Annotated in this window: 22 protein-coding genes; 15 read left to right on the forward strand and 7 right to left on the reverse strand. The window is 54.8% G+C overall.

Features of this window, described 5'->3' with window-relative positions; translation table 11 throughout:
* Window positions 1-13 precede the first annotated feature (13 nt).
* Entirely contained in the window at window positions 14-1,012 is a 999-nt protein-coding gene (gene add, locus AM329_RS07340) for an adenosine deaminase (RefSeq protein WP_032609068.1), read from the forward strand.
* A gap of 56 nt (window positions 1,013-1,068) precedes the next feature.
* Here add and AM329_RS07345 read toward each other — a convergent pair whose 3' ends face one another.
* Window positions 1,069-2,109, reverse strand: a complete 1,041-nt coding sequence (locus AM329_RS07345; RefSeq protein WP_032609067.1) for an oxidoreductase — start codon at window positions 2,107-2,109, stop codon at window positions 1,069-1,071.
* A gap of 239 nt (window positions 2,110-2,348) precedes the next feature.
* On the opposite strand from AM329_RS07345, the gene blr reads away from it, so the two are divergent.
* The 12 genes from blr to gstA all read left to right on the forward strand — a co-directional run bounded on the left by blr (window position 2,349) and on the right by gstA (window position 12,533).
* A complete protein-coding gene (gene blr / locus AM329_RS07350) occupies window positions 2,349-2,474 on the forward strand; it encodes a division septum protein Blr (protein WP_151884424.1) in 126 nt (41 codons plus the stop codon).
* A gap of 229 nt (window positions 2,475-2,703) precedes the next feature.
* Window positions 2,704-2,919, forward strand: a complete 216-nt coding sequence (gene ydgT / locus AM329_RS07355) for a transcription modulator YdgT (RefSeq protein ID WP_000217941.1) — start codon at window positions 2,704-2,706, stop codon at window positions 2,917-2,919.
* 85 nt (window positions 2,920-3,004) lie between these two features.
* A complete protein-coding gene (locus AM329_RS07360; RefSeq protein WP_015570663.1) occupies window positions 3,005-3,445 on the forward strand; it encodes a DUF2569 domain-containing protein in 441 nt (146 codons plus the stop codon).
* A gap of 76 nt (window positions 3,446-3,521) precedes the next feature.
* Window positions 3,522-4,103: an electron transport complex subunit RsxA gene (rsxA, locus tag AM329_RS07365; RefSeq protein WP_003857582.1), complete on the forward strand. Its 582-nt coding sequence runs from the start codon at window positions 3,522-3,524 to the stop codon at window positions 4,101-4,103.
* A complete protein-coding gene (gene rsxB, locus AM329_RS07370; RefSeq protein ID WP_003857583.1) occupies window positions 4,103-4,681 on the forward strand; it encodes an electron transport complex subunit RsxB in 579 nt (192 codons plus the stop codon). Before rsxA ends, rsxB begins: the two co-directional genes overlap by 1 nt.
* The gene (gene rsxC / locus AM329_RS07375; protein ID WP_032609066.1) at window positions 4,674-6,695 is read left to right on the forward strand and encodes an electron transport complex subunit RsxC; all 2,022 of its coding nucleotides are present in this window, start codon (window positions 4,674-4,676) and stop codon (window positions 6,693-6,695) included. The genes rsxB and rsxC overlap by 8 nt, the downstream gene beginning before the upstream one ends.
* A complete protein-coding gene (rsxD, locus tag AM329_RS07380; RefSeq protein WP_003857588.1) occupies window positions 6,696-7,748 on the forward strand; it encodes an electron transport complex subunit RsxD in 1,053 nt (350 codons plus the stop codon).
* A gap of 10 nt (window positions 7,749-7,758) precedes the next feature.
* Window positions 7,759-8,379 (forward strand): electron transport complex subunit RsxG, encoded by a 621-nt coding sequence (gene rsxG, locus AM329_RS07385; RefSeq protein WP_003857590.1) that lies wholly within the window; start codon window positions 7,759-7,761, stop codon window positions 8,377-8,379.
* Window positions 8,380-8,381: 2 nt separating this feature from the next.
* The gene (locus AM329_RS07390) at window positions 8,382-9,068 is read left to right on the forward strand and encodes an electron transport complex subunit E (RefSeq protein ID WP_003857592.1); all 687 of its coding nucleotides are present in this window, start codon (window positions 8,382-8,384) and stop codon (window positions 9,066-9,068) included.
* A complete protein-coding gene (gene nth, locus AM329_RS07395) occupies window positions 9,065-9,700 on the forward strand; it encodes an endonuclease III (protein ID WP_003857594.1) in 636 nt (211 codons plus the stop codon). The genes AM329_RS07390 and nth overlap by 4 nt, the downstream gene beginning before the upstream one ends.
* A 613-nt stretch (window positions 9,701-10,313) precedes the next feature.
* On the forward strand, window positions 10,314-11,822 hold the full coding sequence (dtpA, locus tag AM329_RS07400) for a dipeptide/tripeptide permease DtpA (RefSeq protein WP_003857596.1): 1,509 nt from the start codon (window positions 10,314-10,316) through the stop codon (window positions 11,820-11,822).
* Between the two features lie 105 nt (window positions 11,823-11,927).
* Window positions 11,928-12,533: a glutathione transferase GstA gene (gene gstA / locus AM329_RS07405; protein WP_032609065.1), complete on the forward strand. Its 606-nt coding sequence runs from the start codon at window positions 11,928-11,930 to the stop codon at window positions 12,531-12,533.
* 90 nt (window positions 12,534-12,623) lie between these two features.
* Here gstA and pdxY read toward each other — a convergent pair whose 3' ends face one another.
* The 5 genes from pdxY to anmK all read right to left on the reverse strand — a co-directional run bounded on the left by pdxY (window position 12,624) and on the right by anmK (window position 17,206).
* On the reverse strand, window positions 12,624-13,484 hold the full coding sequence (gene pdxY / locus AM329_RS07410; protein ID WP_032609064.1) for a pyridoxal kinase PdxY: 861 nt from the start codon (window positions 13,482-13,484) through the stop codon (window positions 12,624-12,626).
* A gap of 66 nt (window positions 13,485-13,550) precedes the next feature.
* Window positions 13,551-14,825 (reverse strand): tyrosine--tRNA ligase, encoded by a 1,275-nt coding sequence (gene tyrS / locus AM329_RS07415; RefSeq protein WP_023313971.1) that lies wholly within the window; start codon window positions 14,823-14,825, stop codon window positions 13,551-13,553.
* Window positions 14,826-14,950: 125 nt separating this feature from the next.
* Window positions 14,951-15,607 carry a pyridoxamine 5'-phosphate oxidase gene (pdxH, locus tag AM329_RS07420; protein WP_003857601.1) on the reverse strand — a complete coding sequence of 219 codons (657 nt, stop codon included), beginning with the start codon at window positions 15,605-15,607 and terminating at the stop codon, window positions 14,951-14,953.
* 57 nt (window positions 15,608-15,664) lie between these two features.
* Window positions 15,665-15,988: a C-type lysozyme inhibitor gene (gene mliC, locus AM329_RS07425; protein WP_023324546.1), complete on the reverse strand. Its 324-nt coding sequence runs from the start codon at window positions 15,986-15,988 to the stop codon at window positions 15,665-15,667.
* 93 nt (window positions 15,989-16,081) lie between these two features.
* On the reverse strand, window positions 16,082-17,206 hold the full coding sequence (anmK, locus tag AM329_RS07430; RefSeq protein ID WP_022650944.1) for an anhydro-N-acetylmuramic acid kinase: 1,125 nt from the start codon (window positions 17,204-17,206) through the stop codon (window positions 16,082-16,084).
* A 255-nt stretch (window positions 17,207-17,461) separates the two neighbouring features.
* Here anmK and slyB point away from each other — a divergent pair, with 255 nt between their 5' ends.
* A complete protein-coding gene (slyB, locus tag AM329_RS07435) occupies window positions 17,462-17,929 on the forward strand; it encodes an outer membrane lipoprotein SlyB (protein WP_003857604.1) in 468 nt (155 codons plus the stop codon).
* A 193-nt stretch (window positions 17,930-18,122) separates the two neighbouring features.
* Window positions 18,123-19,487: a GGDEF domain-containing protein gene (locus AM329_RS07440; protein WP_023313968.1), complete on the forward strand. Its 1,365-nt coding sequence runs from the start codon at window positions 18,123-18,125 to the stop codon at window positions 19,485-19,487.
* A 35-nt stretch (window positions 19,488-19,522) separates the two neighbouring features.
* Here AM329_RS07440 and slyA read toward each other — a convergent pair whose 3' ends face one another.
* Window positions 19,523-19,963, reverse strand: a complete 441-nt coding sequence (gene slyA / locus AM329_RS07445) for a transcriptional regulator SlyA (protein ID WP_032609062.1) — start codon at window positions 19,961-19,963, stop codon at window positions 19,523-19,525.
* Window positions 19,964-19,992 lie beyond the last annotated feature (29 nt).

Here is a 19,992-nt window from a genome sequence, read left to right on the forward strand (position 1 = left end):
AAAGAGTGCGACCATGATTGATACACGCCTGCCTTTAACTGATATTCACCGCCACCTCGACGGAAACATTCGTGCCCAAACCATTCTCGATCTTGGTCGCCAGTTCAATTTAACCCTCCCTGCCGAAACGCTTGAAACCCTGATCCCCCATGTTCAGGTCACGTCGAACGAACCGGATCTGGTGAGCTTTCTGAGCAAGCTCGATTGGGGCGTGAAGATGCTGGCCTCGGTCGATGCCTGTCGCCGTGTCGCCTTTGAAAACATCGAAGATGCCGCGCGCAACGGCCTGCACTATGTCGAACTGCGTTTCTCCCCGGGCTATATGGCGATGACCCACAATCTCCGCGTAGCGGGCGTGGTTGAAGCGGTCATTGAAGGCGTGCGTGAAGGCTGCAAAACCTTTGACGTTCAGGCGCGTTTGATCGGCATTATGAGCCGTACCTTCGGTGAAGCGGCCTGTCTTCAGGAGCTGGAAGCGTTACTGGCGCATCGCGACCAGATCACCGCCATCGACCTGGCCGGTGACGAGCTGGGCTTCCCGGGCAGCCTGTTCCTGTCTCATTTCAACCGCGCACGTGATGCAGGATGGCATATTACCGTTCATGCAGGCGAAGCCGCGGGGCCGGAAAGCATCTGGCAGGCCATTCGTGAACTGGGTGCGGAACGTATTGGTCACGGCGTGAAAGCCATTGAAGATCGCGCGCTGATGGATTTCCTCGCCGAACAACGTATTGGAATCGAATCCTGCCTGACCTCCAATATTCAGACCAGTACAGTGGCATCGCTGGCGCAACACCCGCTGAAAACCTTCCTTGAACACGGGGTGCTGGCTTCACTGAACACGGACGATCCGGCGGTTCAGGGCGTGGATATTATTCACGAATACAACATCGCCGCGCCGCAGGCCGGGCTGAGCCGCGAGCAGATCCGTCAGGCGCAAATCAACGGGCTGGAGATCGCCTTCCTGACGCCTGAAGAGAAACAGGCGCTGCGCGATAAAGTTGCTCAGTAGTCCTCTTTACTGCCGGGTGGCGCTGCGCTTACCCGGCCTACGAAAGCGTTTGGCACTTATGCCAGACAGAGCGTTGCGCGATGTTTGGCAGATTCGATCCCCAGCTCAATGAGCTCCATAATCTGGATTGCCTGGCTTGCGGGAACCGGATTTTCACCTGAACCGTTCAGCGCGTCACGAATGGCGGCGTAATACGCCGGATAGTTCCCCGGCAGGGTCAATACCGTCTCTTCAACCAGCGCCTCACCCTTCGCACGCGTCACCACCCCGTCGCGCATGTCGTAGCCCCAGTCCTCCTGCGGTAAGCGTTCGCCATTTTTGAGGCGCTCTTCCTGCGGATCCAGGCCGAACTTCACATAGCTGCCGCGCGCCCCATGAATGATATAGCGGGCCGATTCCGCCGCCGCAAGCATTGTCCCGTGCAGCACAATGCGCCGCTGCGGATAACTCAAAATGGCATGGAAATAGTCGGTGGTCTGCGCCCCCGGCCTGAGCTGCGCTAAATCGACCGTCATGCTTACGGGCAGACCAAACAGATGAACGGCCTGATCGAGAAGATGCGGCGCTAAGTCATACCAGATGCCGCTGCCCGGTCCCGCCTGCTCGCGCCAGCGATCTCGCACCTGCGGACGATAACGATCGAAGTGCGACTCAAAAAAGGCAATTTCGCCGAGCGTGCCTTCGTTGAGCAGCGCTTTGACCGTCAGGAAATCGCTGTCCCAGCGCCGGTTGTGAAAGACCGATAATAACCGACCCAGACTTCGCGCCAGCGCATCCAGCTCGCGCGCCTGTGACAACGTCACGGTGAAAGGCTTATCGACAACAACATGTTTGCCTGCCTCCAGCGCCGCTTTCGCCAGGGGGAAATGAGTGTCGTTAGGGGTAGGAATGACAATAAGGTCAATATTAGGATCGTTAAACAGATGCTTAGGCTCCGTTACCACCGGCACAGCTGGCCAGTCGGCGCGGACCTTAGTCTCATCGCTGCTTGTGATGGCCGCCAGTTCCATTCCCGGCGTGCCGGCAACCAGCGGTGCATGAAAGGTTTTGCTTGCGTACCCGTAGCCAATAAGACCGACGCGGATGTTTTCACTCATCGTTTGCCCCCTCGCTGTGCGCTTATTTATCACTGGCCTTGTGCTTAACGCACACATTAATAATGTGCCCTGTGAGTTAAAATAGCATCTCACGACAGCGTTTTTTGTTACCTCGCATTAAAGTGCGCATAGGGGGCCGGGGAATCGTTCCCAAAGCGCTTGCTCTGAAGAAAAGGGCGCTGTAACATTTGTAATCTGTATTTATGGATAAATTACAAACACAAATTATGACGTCAATAATTAATCGAATCATTGAATTAGCGGGATGGATTGTCCTTGGGGTTTCAGTCGTGTTGCTCGGCATTGCCAGCCATATCGATAACTACCAGCCGCCGGAGCCTGTGACTGTCGCACAACAAAAGTAAGCCGTGTCGTCATAAAGCGTGACACATTACGTCATGGAACATATTGCCAGCCGTAATGAACGGGGTTACCCTTCTCTTTCAGGCATCTCCTGATGCCTGATTCTTCGCAAAGAAAACTCCTAATTTCGTCGCGTTACCCGAGTGGACAGTTTACGTCTTTATTAATCCGTTTATTATTCGAACGCATTACCTTTATGGGTATTACCCTTTTATATGGAAACTTATTAATATGACAGTTCAGGACTATTTATTAAAATTTCGCAAGATCAATTCCCTTGAAAGCCTGGAAAAACTGTTTGACCATCTGAACTACACGCTGTCGGATAATCAGGACATCATCAATATGTACCGCGCTGCTGACCATCGTCGCGCCGAACTGGTCTCTGGCGGTCGTCTGTTCAATGTGGGGGAAGTGCCTAAATCCGTATGGCGTTACGTTGTATAAGAAAGTAGCCTTCGGCGTGAAATGTTATATACTCTCCGCCCTGCAAATTTCTGTATAACATTTCGCGCAGACTATGGGAGAGCGTATGACCGCATTGCCTGGAGAGAGAATTGGGGGCTGGTTAATCGCCCCGCTGGCATGGCTGCTGGTGGCATTACTAAGCGCTTCACTGGCGCTGTTGCTTTACACCACCGCACTGGTTACGCCTCATGCTATCCAGACACTGATGTCCCAGAGTGCGCTCAATATTGCGACGTGGTTTGTGTCGTTCGTTTTCGCGATCGCGATGTGGTACTACACGCTGTGGCTGACTATCGCCTTCTTCAAACGCCGCAAAAGCGTGCCAAAGCATTACATTATCTGGCTGCTGGTCTCCGTGCTGCTGGCTGTCAAAGCGTTCGCTTTCTCGCCTGTGTCTGACGCGCTGGCGGTTCGCCAGTTACTGTTTCCGCTACTGGCGACGGCGCTTCTGGTCCCTTATTTCAAGCGTTCGACGCGCGTTAAGAAGACCTTTGTCAACCCGTAATAACCTTACAGTTAACCTGTTGTGGCCTGTTGTCGTTTATCCGATAATAGGCGGCTATTTTATTTCAGGCTAAATAATGACCGATTACTTACTGCTCTTTGTCGGAACTGTGCTGGTGAATAACTTCGTACTGGTGAAGTTCCTTGGCCTGTGCCCGTTTATGGGCGTCTCCAAAAAGCTGGAGACGGCAATGGGCATGGGGCTGGCAACCACCTTCGTGATGACGATGGCCTCCATTTGCGCATGGCTGATTGATACCTGGATCCTAATCCCGCTCGACATGCTCTACCTGCGCACTTTGGCCTTTATTCTGGTCATTGCGGTCGTGGTGCAATTTACCGAAATGGTGGTGCGGAAAACCAGCCCTGCCCTGTATCGCCTGTTGGGTATTTTTCTGCCCCTCATCACCACTAACTGTGCGGTGCTGGGCGTGGCGCTACTGAATATCAACCTTGGGCATAATTTCCTGCAATCGGCGCTGTATGGTTTTTCCGCCGCGGTCGGTTTTTCTTTTGTTATGGTCCTGTTCGCCTCGATTCGCGAGCGTCTGGCCGCGGCGGATATTCCCGCGCCGTTTCGCGGTAACGCCATCGCTCTGGTGACCGCAGGTTTAATGTCTCTGGCCTTTATGGGCTTTAGTGGTCTGGTGAAGTTGTAATGAGTGCTATCTGGATTGCCATCGCGTCCATCAGCGTGCTGGGACTCGTCTTTGGCATCATTCTGGGTTACGCCTCCCGCCGGTTTGCGGTGGAGGACGATCCGGTGGTTGAAAAAATTGATGAACTTTTACCCCAGAGCCAGTGCGGGCAGTGCGGCTACCCTGGCTGCCGCCCTTACGCTGAGGCGGTGGGCGTGCAGGGAGAAAAGATCAACCGCTGCGCGCCGGGTGGCGAAGCGGTCATGCTTAAAATAGCTGCCCTGCTGAACGTCGATCCCCAGCCTGTCGACGGCGATGAACAGGCCCAGGAGCCTGTTCGTGCCCTTGCTGTTATCGACGAAGCCAACTGCATTGGCTGCACAAAATGTATTCAGGCGTGTCCTGTTGACGCCATTGTGGGCGCAACGCGCGCGATGCATACCGTTGTGGCGGATCTGTGCACCGGCTGTAATCTCTGCGTGGCGCCCTGCCCGACGCAGTGTATAGAACTGCGCCCGGTTGAAACGACTACCGAAAACTGGAAGTGGGACCTTCAGACCATTCCGGTTCGCAATATTCCTGTGGAACAACATGCTTAAGTTATTTTCTGCCTTCAGAAAAGAGAAGATCTGGGATTTCGACGGCGGCATTCAACCGCCTGAGATGAAATCGCAGTCTAACGGCACGCCGCTGCGCCAGATCCCGCTGGCGACCCGTTACGTTATGCCCCTGAAACAGCATATCGGCGCGGAAGGCGAATTGTGCGTGAAAGAAGGCGATAGCGTTCTTCGCGGCCAGCCGCTGACCTTTGGTCGCGGACGGATGTTGCCGATACATGCCCCGACTTCCGGTAAGGTGGTGGCTGTTGCCCCCCATACCGTTGCCCATCCGTCGGCGTTGTCTGAGCTGAGCGTGATCATTGAAGCCGATGGTGAAGACCGCTGGATCGAGCGTGACGGCTGGAGCGACTACCGTTCCCACAGCCGTGAAGCGCTGATTGAACGCATTCATCAGTTCGGCGTGGCGGGTCTGGGGGGCGCAGGCTTCCCGACCGGCGCTAAGCTTCACGGCGGCGGCGAAAAAATCGAAACGCTGATTATCAACGCCGCCGAGTGCGAACCGTACATCACCGCCGATGACCGTCTGATGCAGGACTGTGCCGCGCAGGTGGTGGAAGGTATTCGCATTCTTGCGCATATCCTGCAACCCCGCGAAGTGCTGATCGGTATTGAGGACAATAAACCGCAGGCCATTTCGATGCTGCGTGCGGTACTGGCGGACAGCCATGATATCGCCCTGCGCGTGATCCCGACCAAATATCCGTCCGGCGGGGCAAAACAGCTGACGCAGATCCTGACCGGCAAACAGGTCCCCCACGGGGGCCGTTCGTCCGACATCGGCGTGCTGATGCAAAACGTGGGGACTGCCTACGCGGTGAAACGTGCGGTGATTGACGGCGAGCCATTGACCGAGCGCGTCGTCACGCTGACCGGCGAGTCCGTCTCCCGTCCCGGCAACATCTGGGCGCGTCTGGGTACGCCGGTGCGTCATCTGCTGGAACAGGCTGGCTTCTGCCCGGGTAGCGATCAACTGGTCATTATGGGCGGCCCGCTGATGGGCTTTACCCTGCCGTGGCTTGATGTGCCGGTGGTGAAGATTACCAACTGCCTGCTCGCCCCTTCCCTAACGGAGATGGGCGAAACGCAGGAAGAGAAAGGTTGCATACGCTGTAGCGCCTGTGCGGACGCATGCCCGGCAGATTTACTGCCGCAGCAGTTGTACTGGTACAGCAAAGGCCAGCTGCACGATAAAGCCCAGGCGCATAACCTGGCTGACTGTATTGAATGCGGTGCCTGCGCCTGGGTCTGCCCAAGCAATATTCCGCTGGTGCAGTATTTCCGTCAGGAGAAAGCTGAAATCTACGCCATCTCCATGGAAGAAAAACGTGCCGCTGAAGCGAAGGCCCGCTTTGAAGCGCGCCAGGCGCGACTGGAGCGCGAGAAACAAGCCCGTCAGGAACGCCATAAGCAGGCTGCCGTGCAGCCTGCGGCGAAAGATCAGGATGCCATTAACGCAGCCCTGGCCCGCGTGCGCGAGAAGAAAGCCACCGCCGCCCAGACGGTTGTGATCGCTCCGGGAGAAAAACCGGACAACAGCGAAGCGATTGCGGCCCGCGAAGCGCGGAAAGCCGAAGCACGCGCGCGTCAGGCGGAGAAAGCGCAAAACGCCAAACCGGAAGCCGACATCGACCCGCGTAAAGCGGCGGTGGAAGCGGCTATTGCCAGGGCAAAAGCCCGCAAAGCCGGTCAGCAGACAGTGGTGGTTGAACAGGAAGCGACGGATCCGCGCAAGGCGGCCGTTGAAGCCGCTATCGCCCGCGCCAAAGCACGTAAAGCGGCACAGCTACAACCTGCCGAAGAGAGTGAAGCCCCTGTCGATCCGCGTAAAGCCGCCGTTGAAGCGGCCATCGCCCGTGCCAAAGCACGAAAAGCGGCACAGCAGGACGAACTGCCTGCGGCCGCTAATGACGATCCACGCAAAGCCGCAGTCGCCGCCGCGATTGCGCGCGTTCAGGCAAAGAAAGCCGCGCAGCAAGCCGTTAACGAGGATTAAATGGTTTTCAGAATTGCAAGTTCCCCTTATACCCATAACCAGCGCCAGACATCGCGTATTATGATGCTGGTGTGCCTGGCCGCGCTGCCAGGTATTGCCGTACAGTGTTGGTTTTTCGGCTGGGGTACGCTTTTCCAGTTAGTTCTGGGTTGCGCCAGTGCCGTCGCAGCGGAAGCCGCGATCCTGAAGCTGCGCAAAATGGAGGTGACTCGCATCCTGAGCGATAACTCCGCCCTGTTGACCGGCCTGTTGCTGGCCATCAGCATTCCCCCGTTCGCCCCGTGGTGGATGGTGGTATTGGGAACGGTGTTTGCGGTGATCATCGCCAAGCAGCTGTACGGCGGGCTGGGCCATAACCCGTTTAACCCGGCGATGATTGGCTACGTAGTACTGCTGATCTCCTTCCCGGTACAGATGACCAGCTGGCTGCCGCCGCATGAGATCGCCGCCACGGTGCCCGGCTTTATGGATGCCCTGCACGTTATCTTTACCGGCCACACCGCGCTGGGCGCAGATATGAACGCGCTTCGCATGGGCGTGGACGGCATCAGTCAGGCCACTCCGCTCGATACCTTCAAAACCTCCCTGCGTGCCGGACAAAGCGTGGAGCAGGTGATGAAATCGTCTATTTACAGCGGCGTACTGGCAGGTGCTGGCTGGCAGTGGGTCAATCTGGCCTACCTGTTGGGTGGCGCGTTCCTGCTGCAACAGAAGGCGATCCGCTGGCATATTCCGGTGAGCTTCCTGGTGACGCTGGCCGTCTGCTCGACGCTCGGCTGGGTTATCTCACCTGAGTCACTGGCCAGCCCGCAGCTCCATCTGCTCTCCGGCGCGACCATGCTCGGGGCATTCTTTATTCTGACCGATCCGGTCACCGCCTCTACCACCAACCGTGGTCGTCTGATTTTCGGCGCGCTGGCAGGCTTGCTGGTCTGGCTTATTCGCAGCTTTGGCGGCTATCCGGACGGCGTGGCATTTGCCGTGCTGCTGGCTAACATCACCGTTCCGCTCATCGACTACTACACGCGTCCACGCGTGTACGGTCATCGCTAAGGGTCGCGCCATGCTAAAGACAATGCAAAAACACGGCGTCACGCTGGCGATCTTCGCCGCCGCCCTCACCGGGCTGACCGCGCTGGTAAATGAACTGACGAAAACCACCATTGCAGAGCAGGCAATGAAGCAGCAAAAAGCGCTGTTCGATCAGGTGATCCCATCCGATCTCTACGATAATGACCTGCAAAAAAGCTGCTTTGTCGTGCAGGCTCCGCAGCTTGGTAAAGGACCCCATCGCGTTTATATTGCCCGCAAGGGCGATAACCCCGTGGGCGCCGTCATGGAAGCCACCGCGCCGGACGGTTACTCCGGTGCGATTCAGCTGCTGGTGGGCAGCGATTTTTCCGGCACCGTACTGGGTACGCGCGTGACGGAGCATCACGAAACGCCGGGCCTTGGCGACAAAATTGAAACACGCTTAAGCGACTGGATCTTACACTTCGCCGGAAAGATGATTCATGGCGAGGACGATCCTGCTTTCGCGGTGAAAAAAGATGGCGGCGAATTTGACCAGTTCACGGGTGCCACGATTACCCCGCGCGCGGTGGTCAACGCCGTAAAGCGCGCCGGGCTGTATGCCGAAACGCTGCCCGCGCAGATCAATCATCTTTCCACCTGTGAGGAGTGACCATGAGCCAGGTTAAAGAGGTTATCGTCCAGGGTCTCTGGAAGAACAACTCCGCGCTGGTGCAGCTGCTGGGGCTATGTCCGCTGCTGGCGGTGACGTCTACCGCCACCAACGCGCTCGGGCTGGGGCTGGCGACCACGCTGGTGCTGACCCTGACTAACTTTTCCATTTCTGTTTTGCGCCGCTGGACGCCGTCAGAAATCCGTATTCCGATTTATGTCATGATCATTGCGTCGGTGGTCAGCGTCGTGCAAATGCTGATTAACGCCTACGCATTTGGCCTGTACCAGTCGCTCGGGATCTTCATTCCGCTTATCGTGACTAACTGTATTGTCGTAGGCCGCGCTGAAGCCTTCGCGGTGAAAAACAATCCGGCCATATCCGCGCTGGATGGGTTTTCCATCGGCATGGGCGCGACTGCCGCCATGTTCGTCCTCGGCTCTCTGCGTGAAATTTTGGGCAACGGTACGCTCTTCGACGGTGCGGACGCGCTGCTTGGCGGCTGGGCGAAGTCGCTGCGTATTGAGGTGTTCCATACGGACACCCCGTTCCTGCTGGCCATGCTACCTCCTGGCGCCTTCATTGGCCTTGGGATGATGCTGGCGTTAAAATACCTGATTGATGAAAAACGTAAACGCCGCGCCGCTGAACGCAGCGTACAGGAAGGGATCCCCGAGAAAGCAGTATGAATAAAGAGAAACGCATTGCGATCCTGACGCGCCTGCGCGATGAGAATCCTCATCCAACGACAGAGCTGAACTTTAACTCGCCGTTTGAACTGTTGATCGCGGTGCTGCTCTCTGCACAGGCGACGGACGTGAGCGTCAATAAAGCCACTGCCCTGCTCTACCCTGTCGCCAATACGCCGCAGGCCATGCTGGAGCTGGGCGTTGAAGGTGTGAAATCCTATATCAAGACCATTGGCCTGTTTAACAGCAAGGCCGAAAACGTCATTAAGACCTGCCGGATCCTGCTGGAGAAGCACGGCGGTGAAGTCCCTGAAGATCGCGCCGCGCTGGAAGCGTTGCCGGGCGTCGGGCGTAAAACGGCAAATGTGGTGCTGAACACGGCGTTTGGCTGGCCGACCATCGCCGTGGATACCCATATCTTCCGCGTCTCAAATCGCACCCGTTTCGCGCCGGGTAAAAACGTGGAAGAGGTTGAAGAGAAGCTGTTAAAAGTCGTTCCTGCGGAATTTAAGGTGGACTGCCACCACTGGCTGATCCTGCACGGACGGTATACCTGTATTGCCCGTAAGCCACGCTGCGGTTCCTGCATTATCGAAGATCTCTGCGAATACAAAGAAAAAGTCTATCCCTGAGCGTAAACCACCTTACTTCTTACCTGTTCAAGCCCTTAGAATTAACAAGGGCTCTGATATCTTCTCGATTGGCCATAAATTGCCCTCTCTTTCTCCTTTACGCATTGTCGATTCGTCGGTCATTTAACACTCAAACAGGTTAATAGTTTTTTCATCACCAAAAATTTCTATACATCTGTGATCGCGATCACTCTGATAACCTGATGTTGGATTTTTGTTGTTAAAACCCGCCCAACCCCTTTGTCAGACAAGATTTCGTCTATTCCACACCGCACATAAGACCAGTCATTTTTCAGAACATGGGCTATATCACTGCCAATCACCCGAAATAGCAGAACATATCGCCATACAGCCATTAAACAGGGTCACTCACAGTCAAAAAAACCACTAATTTTCAACCAATGAAATTTAAAGCTGCATAACATTTGCGTGAACCGATGATTATACCGCCAGAGTTATATGTAACAGATTATTACAAACGTATTGCCAGATGGGGCTGGATAGTGAACATTACCCGCCGTTTCCCCTCCCAATATAACTATAAAGCGGATGGACTACGGTCATCACGCTATGAACACCCCCGTTAATATGGGATGTAAAAAAAGAGGTATATGTGTCTACTGCAAACAATAAACCAACAGATGAGAGCGTAAGTCTTAACGCTTTCAAACAGCCTAAAGCGTTCTATCTCATTTTCTCTATCGAATTATGGGAACGTTTTGGCTACTACGGCCTGCAAGGGATCATGGCGGTTTACCTGGTTAAACAGCTGGGTATGTCTGAAGCCGATTCCATCACGCTATTCTCTTCCTTCAGCGCCCTGGTGTATGGCCTCGTCGCTATAGGCGGCTGGTTAGGCGATAAAGTCCTCGGTACTAAACGAGTCATTATGCTGGGCGCCGTTGTTCTGGCGATTGGCTATGGGCTGGTTGCCTGGTCCGGGCACGATGCAGGTGTGGTTTACATGGGCATGGCTACCATCGCGGTAGGTAACGGCCTCTTCAAGGCGAACCCATCTTCCCTGCTCTCTACCTGCTACAGCAAAGATGACCCACGTCTGGACGGTGCATTTACAATGTACTACATGTCCATCAACATCGGCTCCTTCTTCTCTATGCTGGCAACCCCATGGCTGGCCGCAAAATTCGGCTGGAGCGTAGCGTTTGCGCTGAGCTTCGTGGGTATGCTGATCACCGTTGTGAACTTCCTGTTCTGCCGTAGCTGGGTTAAAGACTATGGTTCAAAACCAGACTTCGAACCCGTGCACATGGGCAAACTGCTGGCAACCATCGTCGGCATCGTGATCCTGGCCGCTGTCGCCACCTGGCTGCTGCATAACCAGGGCGTTGCACGTGCCGTACTGGGCGTGGTTGCGCTGGGTATCGTGATTATCTTCGCGAAAGAAGCCTTCGCGATGCAGGGTGCGGCACGTCGTAAGATGATTGTGGCGTTCATTCTGATGCTGGAAGCGATCATCTTCTTCGTTCTGTACAGCCAGATGCCAACGTCTCTGAACTTCTTCGCTATCCGCAACGTTGAGCACTCCATCCTCGGTATCGCGTTCGAGCCGGAGCAGTATCAGGCCCTGAACCCGTTCTGGATCATGATTGGTAGCCCGATTCTGGCCGCTATCTATAACAAGATGGGCGACCGTCTGCCAATGCCGCACAAGTTCGCTATCGGTATGGTGCTGTGCTCTGGCGCATTCCTGGTGCTGCCGCTGGGGACGAAATTCGCGACCGACGCGGGTATCGTTTCTGTTAACTGGCTGATCCTGAGCTATGCGCTGCAATCCATCGGTGAACTGATGATCTCCGGTCTGGGTCTGGCGATGGTTGCGCAGCTGGTCCCTCAGCGTCTGATGGGCTTCATCATGGGTAGCTGGTTCCTGACTACCGCTGGCGCGGCCATCATCGCAGGTAAGATTGCGAACCTGATGGCGGTACCAGACAACGTTACCGACCCGCTGGTTTCCCTGAATGTCTACGGCACCGTGTTCATGCAAATTGGTATCGCGACCGCCGTGATTGCCGTACTGATGCTGCTGACCGCACCTAAACTGAATCGTATGACGCAGGACGACGACAAATCCGCTAAAGCGATTAAAACCGCGAACGCGTAATGTCATCGGGAAACGACTGAACAGAAGCCGCTAATTGATTAGCGGCTTTTTTTTTATCCGAACGCGCACTAACATAGCTGGAACCTCAGCAAAAAGGAGTTACCGATGAAACTGTTCTATAAACCGGGCGCCTGCTCTCTTGCTTCCCATATTACGCTTCGCGAGAGCGGTAAAGATTTCACGCTGGACGGCGTTGACCTGATGAAAAAGCGCCTGGAAAACGGGGATGACTTTTTTGCGATTAACCCAAAAGGGCAGGTTCCGGCCCTGCTGCTGGATGATGGCATCCTGCTGACCGAAGGGGTGGCGATTATGCAATTCCTGGCGGACAACGTACCGGATCGTCAGCTCCTTGCCCCCACCGGCAGCATTGCGCGTTATAAGACGCTGGAGTGGCTGAACTATATTGCCACCGAACTGCACAAAGGCTTTACGCCCCTGTTCCGCCCGGACACGCCAGAAGAGTACAAACCTACCGTGCGCGCGCTGCTGGAGAAAAAGTTGCAGTACGTTAACGACGCGCTGAAAGACGACCAGTGGATCTGTGGCTCGCGTTTCACTATCGCCGATGCCTATCTGTTTACCGTTCTGCGCTGGGCGCGCGCGGTTAAGTTGAACATGGAAGGATTAGACCATGTCGCATCGTATATGACGCGCGTGGCGGAGCGTCCTGCGGTGGCGGCGGCGCTGAAAGCGGAAGGGTTGAATTAACGGAGCGGCCTGAGGAGCCGGGTGGCGCTGACGCTTACCCGGCCTACAAATTCCGTAGGCCCGTGCAAGCGCAGCGCCGCCGGGCAGTGTCTATAGCTGCGTTGCGCTAAAATAGTGCTCCGGCTTCGCGATGCGATCCTGTGCCGCGACGACCTGGAGCTCATATTCCTGCATCGTCTTCGTCGCAATCATGATTTCATAAACGGCTGCGGTGACGTGCTCCAGCGCATCGCGCAGGCTCGCGCCCTGCAATAGCTTCACCAGCAGCAAACCGCTGGTCACATCCCCGACCCCGACAGGCTGACGTGTACCGAAATCCACCAGCGGTCGACTGATATGCCAGGCTTCATCCTTCGTCACCAGCAGCATTTCAAAACGGTCCTGGCTCAACCCTGCGCGTGCCAGGTGCTTAACCAGCACAATCTCTGGCCCCTGGGCGATCAGCTCGCGAGAGGCGCTTACAGCCTCTTCTACGCTGTTAACCGGATGCTCGCTGAGGATCTCCAGTTCAATCAGGTTGGGGGCAATAATATCGCTGGCGGGCAATGCATGACGGACATGAAACTCCGCAACGCCCGGCGCTACGATGCAGCCTTTTTCAGGATGTCCCATCACCGGATCGCAGAAATATTTCGCCGCGGGGTTTGCCGCTTTCACCTGGCGCACAATGCCGAGGATATGTTCCCCCTGCTCCGCCGAACCCAGATAGCCGCTCAGTACGGCATCGCAGCGTTTAAGCTGGTCGATATCCGCAATCCCCTGAACGATTTCCGTCAGATGCGACGGCGGCATCACGTAGCCGGTCCATTTACCGTACTGGGTGTGATTCGAAAACTGGACGGTATTGAGGGGCCAGACATTAACGCCGAGGCGGCGCATCGGGAATTCCGCAGCGCTGTTGCCAGCATGTCCAAACACAACGTGGGACTGAATGGCGAGGATGTTCTTCATGTTGTACTTACCAAACCCTGTCAAAACAAAAGGGGCGTGGTTTCCCACGCCCCTGCATACTTTTAATTACTTCCAGCAGACCAGGCAGTAATTTTTCTTACCGCGACGCAGCAGCGTGTAGCGACCATAGAGACGGTCGTTCTCGGTAAAGGTATATTCCGGATCGGCCTGTTTTTCGCCATTAATGGTGATCGCGTTAGAGGCGATGGTTTTACGCGCCTGACCGCGAGACGGCTGGAGCTCGGAGTCCACCAGCGCCTGCATCAGATCGGCGCCTTTTTCCATCTCTACCATCGGTACGCCATCCTGCGCCAGCTGTTCGAAATCCGCTTCGCTTAAATCGCTCAGGGTCCCGTTGAACAGGCTCGCCGTAATGCGTTTCGCTGCCGCCAGACCTTCTTCGCCGTGAACCAGTTTGGTTACTTCGTCCGCCAGCACGTACTGGGCGCGTGGTGCTTTACCGCTGTTCTTGTCTTCTTCTTCCAGCGCATTGATTTCTTCGATATTCATAAAGGTGAAGAACTTCAGGAAGCGATAAACGTCGGCATCCGCCGTGTTGATCCAGAACTGGTAGAATTTATACGGGCTGGTTTTCTTCGGATCCAGCCATACCGCGCCACCTTCGGTCTTACCGAACTTGGTACCGTCTGCTTTGGTGATCAACGGCACGGTCAGACCAAACACCTGATTCTGGTGGAGGCGACGGGTCAGATCGATACCGGAGGTGATGTTACCCCACTGGTCGGAACCGCCAATTTGCAGAGATACGCCGTGCAGCTTGTTCAGGCAGGCGAAGTCATACCCCTGCAACAGGTTGTAGGAGAACTCGGTGAAAGAGATACCTTGGTCGTCACGGTTAAGACGCTGCTTCACTGCTTCTTTGTTAATCATCTGGTTAACAGAGAAGTGTTTGCCGATGTCACGCAGGAACGTCAGCACGTTCATGCCACCAAACCAGTCGTAGTTGTTCGCCGCAATCGCAGAGTTATCACCGCAGTCGAAATCCAGGAACGGTGCAACCTGTTTACGGATCTTATCCACCCACTCCTGCACGGTGTCTTCGGTATTCAGCTTACGCTCAGCGGCTTTGAAACTTGGGTCGCCAATCAGACCGGTCGCGCCGCCAACCAGAGCGACAGGCTTATGGCCGGCCATCTGGAAGCGTTTCAGGCATAACAATGGAACAAGATGCCCCAAATGCAAGCTGTCAGCGGTGGGATCGAAGCCGCAATAGAGCGCGATCGGGCCTTGCGCCAGTCGCTCTGCTAACGCTTCCTCGTCCGTCACCTGGGCCACGAGGCCCCGCTCTTGCAATTGTTTAATCAAGTTACTGCTTGCCATCAAATTCTCCATGTATAAACGACTGCACCTTTGCCGGTACACGACTTTTCGCCTGATGCGAAAGGACCATAGAATAAAGCGCCAGCGCGGTGTGCGCTAGCGCTTAAATCAACAAATTTTGGGGATTACGGTGCCAGTCTGTCGATTTTCCAGCCACCGTTGTCGCGCTGGTATAAAAAGCGGTCGTGGAGACGGTGTTCACCGCCCTGCCAGAATTCCATCTGCTCAATGGGGATGCGGAACCCGCCCCAGAAACTCGGCAGCGGTACTTCACCCTGCTGAAACTTCTGTTTGAGTTCGAGGAATTTACTCTCCAGCACGCCGCGGGCTGAGATGCGGCTGGACTGTTTAGAGACCCAGGCACCGATCTGACTGTCGCGCGGGCGGCTGTGGAAATATTTCACCACTTCAAGCGTAGAGAGGCGCTCCGCCTTGCCGGTAACCATCACCTGGCGCTCAAGCATATGCCACGGGAAGAGCAGGCTAATACGCGGATTATTTTCAAGGTGATGCGCTTTACGACTGCCCAGGTTGGTGTAGAACACCAGCCCTTTCTCGTCATAATGCTTGAGAAGAACGATGCGTTGATACGGCTGACCATTTTCATCAACCGTGGCAACGACCATCGCCGTCGGGTCGGCCAGTTTCGCTTCGCAGGCCTGCTTCAGCCAGCGTTCAAAAAGCACCAGCGGTTCGGCGGGAAGATCCTGGCGTCGCAAACCGCCTTTGGTGTATTCACGGCGCAGATGCGCAATTTGCTGTAGTTCGTCGTTATCTGACATGGCGTTAGCTGAAAGTGAGATTGGGTGGCGCTATTGTGCGCGCCCCCTTCAAAAATCTCAACGCTTCGGATTTTGAAGCTGACAATCGTTCAGCACAATGCGGTCACGCTTGTAGACGGTGGCGCTGTCGCCTTTCGACCAGAAGACGTAGATCCCGTCTGAGTAGCGCGCACCGGAGGCCGACATTCCCTGCTTCAGCGTCAACAACTTATTGTCATAAACAAAGCTGGCTTCCTGACGCGGGTTGTTCAGCTTCACCGTCAGCGGTTTTTCATCACAACGATATTCCAGCGTATCGGTTTGCATACGCTCAACGAACTGGTTATAGACGCTGCATCCGGTCATAAGAAAAGGTACAGCAATGAGAAGAAGTTTTTTCATGGGCAGATTCCGAAGACTATCCTGGTCCTGGAGGGCCTAACCGCCCTCCTGTTTTTCCCTATTTTACGGGTTACGCCTCCCGCTGAATTTCAGTTAACTCTGATTATGGCGCGGGTTTGCGGGGAAAATGGCCCCGAGGACACTCGCCTCCCGCGCACCGGTTACGGAGGGTAAATTACCCGGCAGACCGGCAACCGTACGCCAGGCAAGCCAGGCGAAGGCCAGCGCTTCCATATCGTCTCCGCTGATCCCGGCTTCATCAGTGGTCGTGACTTCGGTGCCCGGCAGCAAGGCGGCGAGGCGTGCCATCACCAGCGGGTTTCGGCTTCCGCCTCCGCATACCAGCAAGCGCTCACACCCGCCGCTCAGCAACACCTGTTCAGAGATCGACACCGCGGTGAGCTCCGTCAGCGTAGCCTGAACATCCTGAGGCGCAAGGCCGGGGAAGCGCGCCAGCTGACGTTCAAGCCAGCCGTAGTTGAAATATTCCCGCCCCGTGCTTTTTGGCGCAGGCAGAGCAAAGAAAGGATCGCTTAACAGGGTTTGCAGCAAGGGAAGGATCACTTTCCCCTGGCTGGCCCACTGCGCGTCTTTGTCATAGGCTTTACCGCTCTGACGCCAAATCCAGGCATCCATCAGCATATTACCGGGTCCGGTATCGTACCCCCGCACGGGCTGCCCGGGAATAAGCATCGACAGGTTGGCGATCCCGCCGATGTTCAGGACCATCCTGCGCTCTACCGGGTGCGCCAGCAGCGCCTGATGAAATGCCGGAACCAGCGGCGCCCCCTGCCCGCCGAGGGCCATATCGCGACGACGGAAATCACCCACCACCGTTACGCCGGTTTTTGCCACAATCTGGTTGTTATCGCCAATTTGCATCGTGTGCGGCGCCTCGCCGACAGGTTCATGCCAGACGGTCTGCCCATGGCAGCCTATTGCCACGATGTCCTGCGGGTGGAGTCTTTCCTGCTGCATCAGGGCCAGTACCGCATCAGCAAACAGCGCCCCCAGACGCACATCCAGTTGGCCCAGTTGGGAAAGCGTCAGCTGTTGCCCCTGGCAGATGTTCAGGATCTCTTCTTTTAACGAGACCGGAATTGGCCAGGTCAGGCTTGCCTGCTGCGCCACCATGTTTTCATCAATGGCGGCCAGAACGACATCCACACCGTCAAGACTGGTACCAGACATCACACCGATATAGCGACCCGATTTCATGCGCTTTCCTTACGTTACATGGGCTAAGTGCAAACACTCCATCATAAATAACGCGGCTTTGCTATGCGGTGATAATAATTTTTAACAATCTCAGACCTGTAGCACAGGCGATGTTTGTTTATGTCCCGTTAAGCCCTGTTCAGGTAAAATTTATTTATTCGGCATGCAAAGATATGAACTGTGGTCAGGAATGCCATATAATTTAGCCATAACGGATGCCCCAACCGGGCGTTTTTTGGTGAACAGGAGAGTCAAATGATTTTACGTGTACTGGGCGTTTCGCTGATTGGTTTAACACTGGCGGGTTGTGTGAATGACAGTTCACTCTCCGGCGACGTATATAGTGCTTCTGAAGCTAAACAGGTACAGAACGTGACATACGGTACTATCGTTAATGCCCGTCCTGTTCAGATTCAGGGTGGCGATGACACGAACGTGGTGGGCGCAATCGGCGGTGCTGTGCTGGGTGGTTTCCTGGGTAATACCATTGGCGGCGGCACCGGACGTTCTCTGGCGACCGCAGCGGGCGCAGTTGCAGGCGGCGTAGCGGGTCAGGGCGTTCAGGGTGCGATGAACAAAACTCAGGGCGTTGAGCTGGAAATCCGCAAAGACGATGGCAGCACTATTATGGTTGTGCAGAAACAGGGTAACACCCGCTTCTCTGCTGGCCAGCGTGTTGTTCTTGCAAGCAACGGCAGCCAGGTCACCGTCTCCCCGCGTTAATATCCTGATGGATGTGGTCTTTCAGACCGCATCCATTTACCAAAATCATCATTTCCAATAATATATTGGCACAATATATTCACATGGTGAATTATTCATTTCACCCGTTCTTGTCCGTGCGCAAAGTATTTTTTATTTCCCTCGCTTAGACTCTTCGCAATCTCTTTTTCCTTTTTTAATTTTTAAATTCTCTATGCTTGCGATCTGTCGATTTGTAAAGAACCGCTTTGTGGCCTTCGCGCTTGGGTGCATTGTTATCATTGCCGTATTACAAGGTTTTTTTATAAAACTTGTTGAATGGGTTCCTTCGTTTTCACCTTTGTTTTTCCCTACGCTGACGATATTTCTTCTGGTGTTCCATCTGTTTATTGCCTGTTTTATGGCAATGAAATACTGGTGCGACAAAAGGCGATTATATCTTGTTCCCATTGCCCTGGCCTTTGCCGGTTCGGCGTTACTGATGGTGGGGACACTGGCCAGCTTCCCGGCCTGGCTTGATCTCTATCAGTTCAACGAAGCGAACTATAACGACGCCATGATTTTCTACATGTTCCGCCACTTTTTAATGGCGGTGCTGATGATCGTCGCAGCATTACTGTATACCCTGCGCAATTCTGCGCTCTCACGAAGCGCCCATGTTGGTATCGTTGTCGGCGCCTCGCTCTTTACGGGCTGTATGCTTGGGCTGGCATTGTTCTATTCCAGCCATTCAACCCTGCTCACACTGGACCTGGTGGATAATGAAACCCGACAGTTTATGGTTCTCTGGAGCCAGGCGATCAATATCATTTTGATCGTCCTGTGGGTAGTAACGTTAATCACCCTGTTGGCCATTACCCGCGTGAGGAATTTGTTTTGGGTCGGCGGCAATTTTTTATGTGTCTGTTATATCGTCACTCTGCTCATGCTATTGTTAGGCGGACACGCTGAAGATATTTCATGGTACCGGGCACGGTTATTCGAAACTGTCGCTACGTTAATGATTATTTTCATCTTACTTTCCGACGTATTTAATTTGTATCGTGACTCGCATGTAAAATATCAGCAGTCTTATCAAAATTCCATCCGCGACCCCCTCACCCGTCTTTATAATCGCAGCTATTTCTATGATTCATTAAATCACGCGCTAAACACGGCCACGGTGACACATCCGGTGTCGGTGGTCGTGAGCGATCTTGACCGTTTTAAACGCATTAACGACTGCTACGGTCATTTGCAGGGGGATAGGGTTTTACAGTTTGTCTCAAACCTGTTGACCGATTCGGTGCGACCGCAGGATATCGCGGCGCGGATCGGCGGCGAAGAGTTTGTGCTCATGCTGACAAATACACCGTCCGATGTCGCGCATCAGGTTGCCGAACGTATTCGCCTCAAGTTGAGCGGGTTTGACAAGGCCAGCAGCGGTGGGCAGCTTCCGGAACCGATTACCATTAGTATGGGAGTATTCACCGCTACCTCGCCGGAAACCAGCGCTGAAACCTGTGTGGAAAGCGCGGATAAAGCCATGTACGAGGCAAAAGAGACGGGCCGCAACCGGGTGGTGGTGTTCAGAACATGACAAAGGCCTTGCACGAGCAAGGCCAGTGAACAACGTCAGTCGCGCGACTGTAAATCGTGGATGTTTTGCTCAAGACGGGCGATGAGTCCGATCAGCATCTCCAGCTCAGCGGGTGAAATACCGGCCAGGATCTCCCCTCGCGTTTTACTGATGACGGTTTCCATCTCAGTAATAATCGGGGCCGCTTTTTCCGTCAATTTGATCCGCTTGGCGCGACGGTCGCTGGCGCAGGTTTGTCGGGAGATGAGTCCCTTCTCTTCCAGCTGGTCAAGGGTACGCACCAGGGAAGGCTGTTCAATACCAATCGCTTTTGCCAATTGGATCTGTGACTGATCGGGCGGAAGCTGATGGATGTTGTGCAGCGTAACCCAGTGCGTCTGTGTGAGTCCCAGAGGTTTCAGGCGATGGTCAATCAGAGCACGCCAGATGCGTACCAACCTTGCCAGATCAGAACCTAATGGCGATTCCAATTTCATCTCCTTATAATTAGCTTGCTAAGTGATTA

It is taken from the genome of Enterobacter cloacae complex sp. AR_0002, from assembly GCF_001922365.1.
In the GTDB taxonomy this organism is placed as follows: Bacteria; Pseudomonadota; Gammaproteobacteria; order Enterobacterales; family Enterobacteriaceae; genus Enterobacter; species Enterobacter hormaechei_C.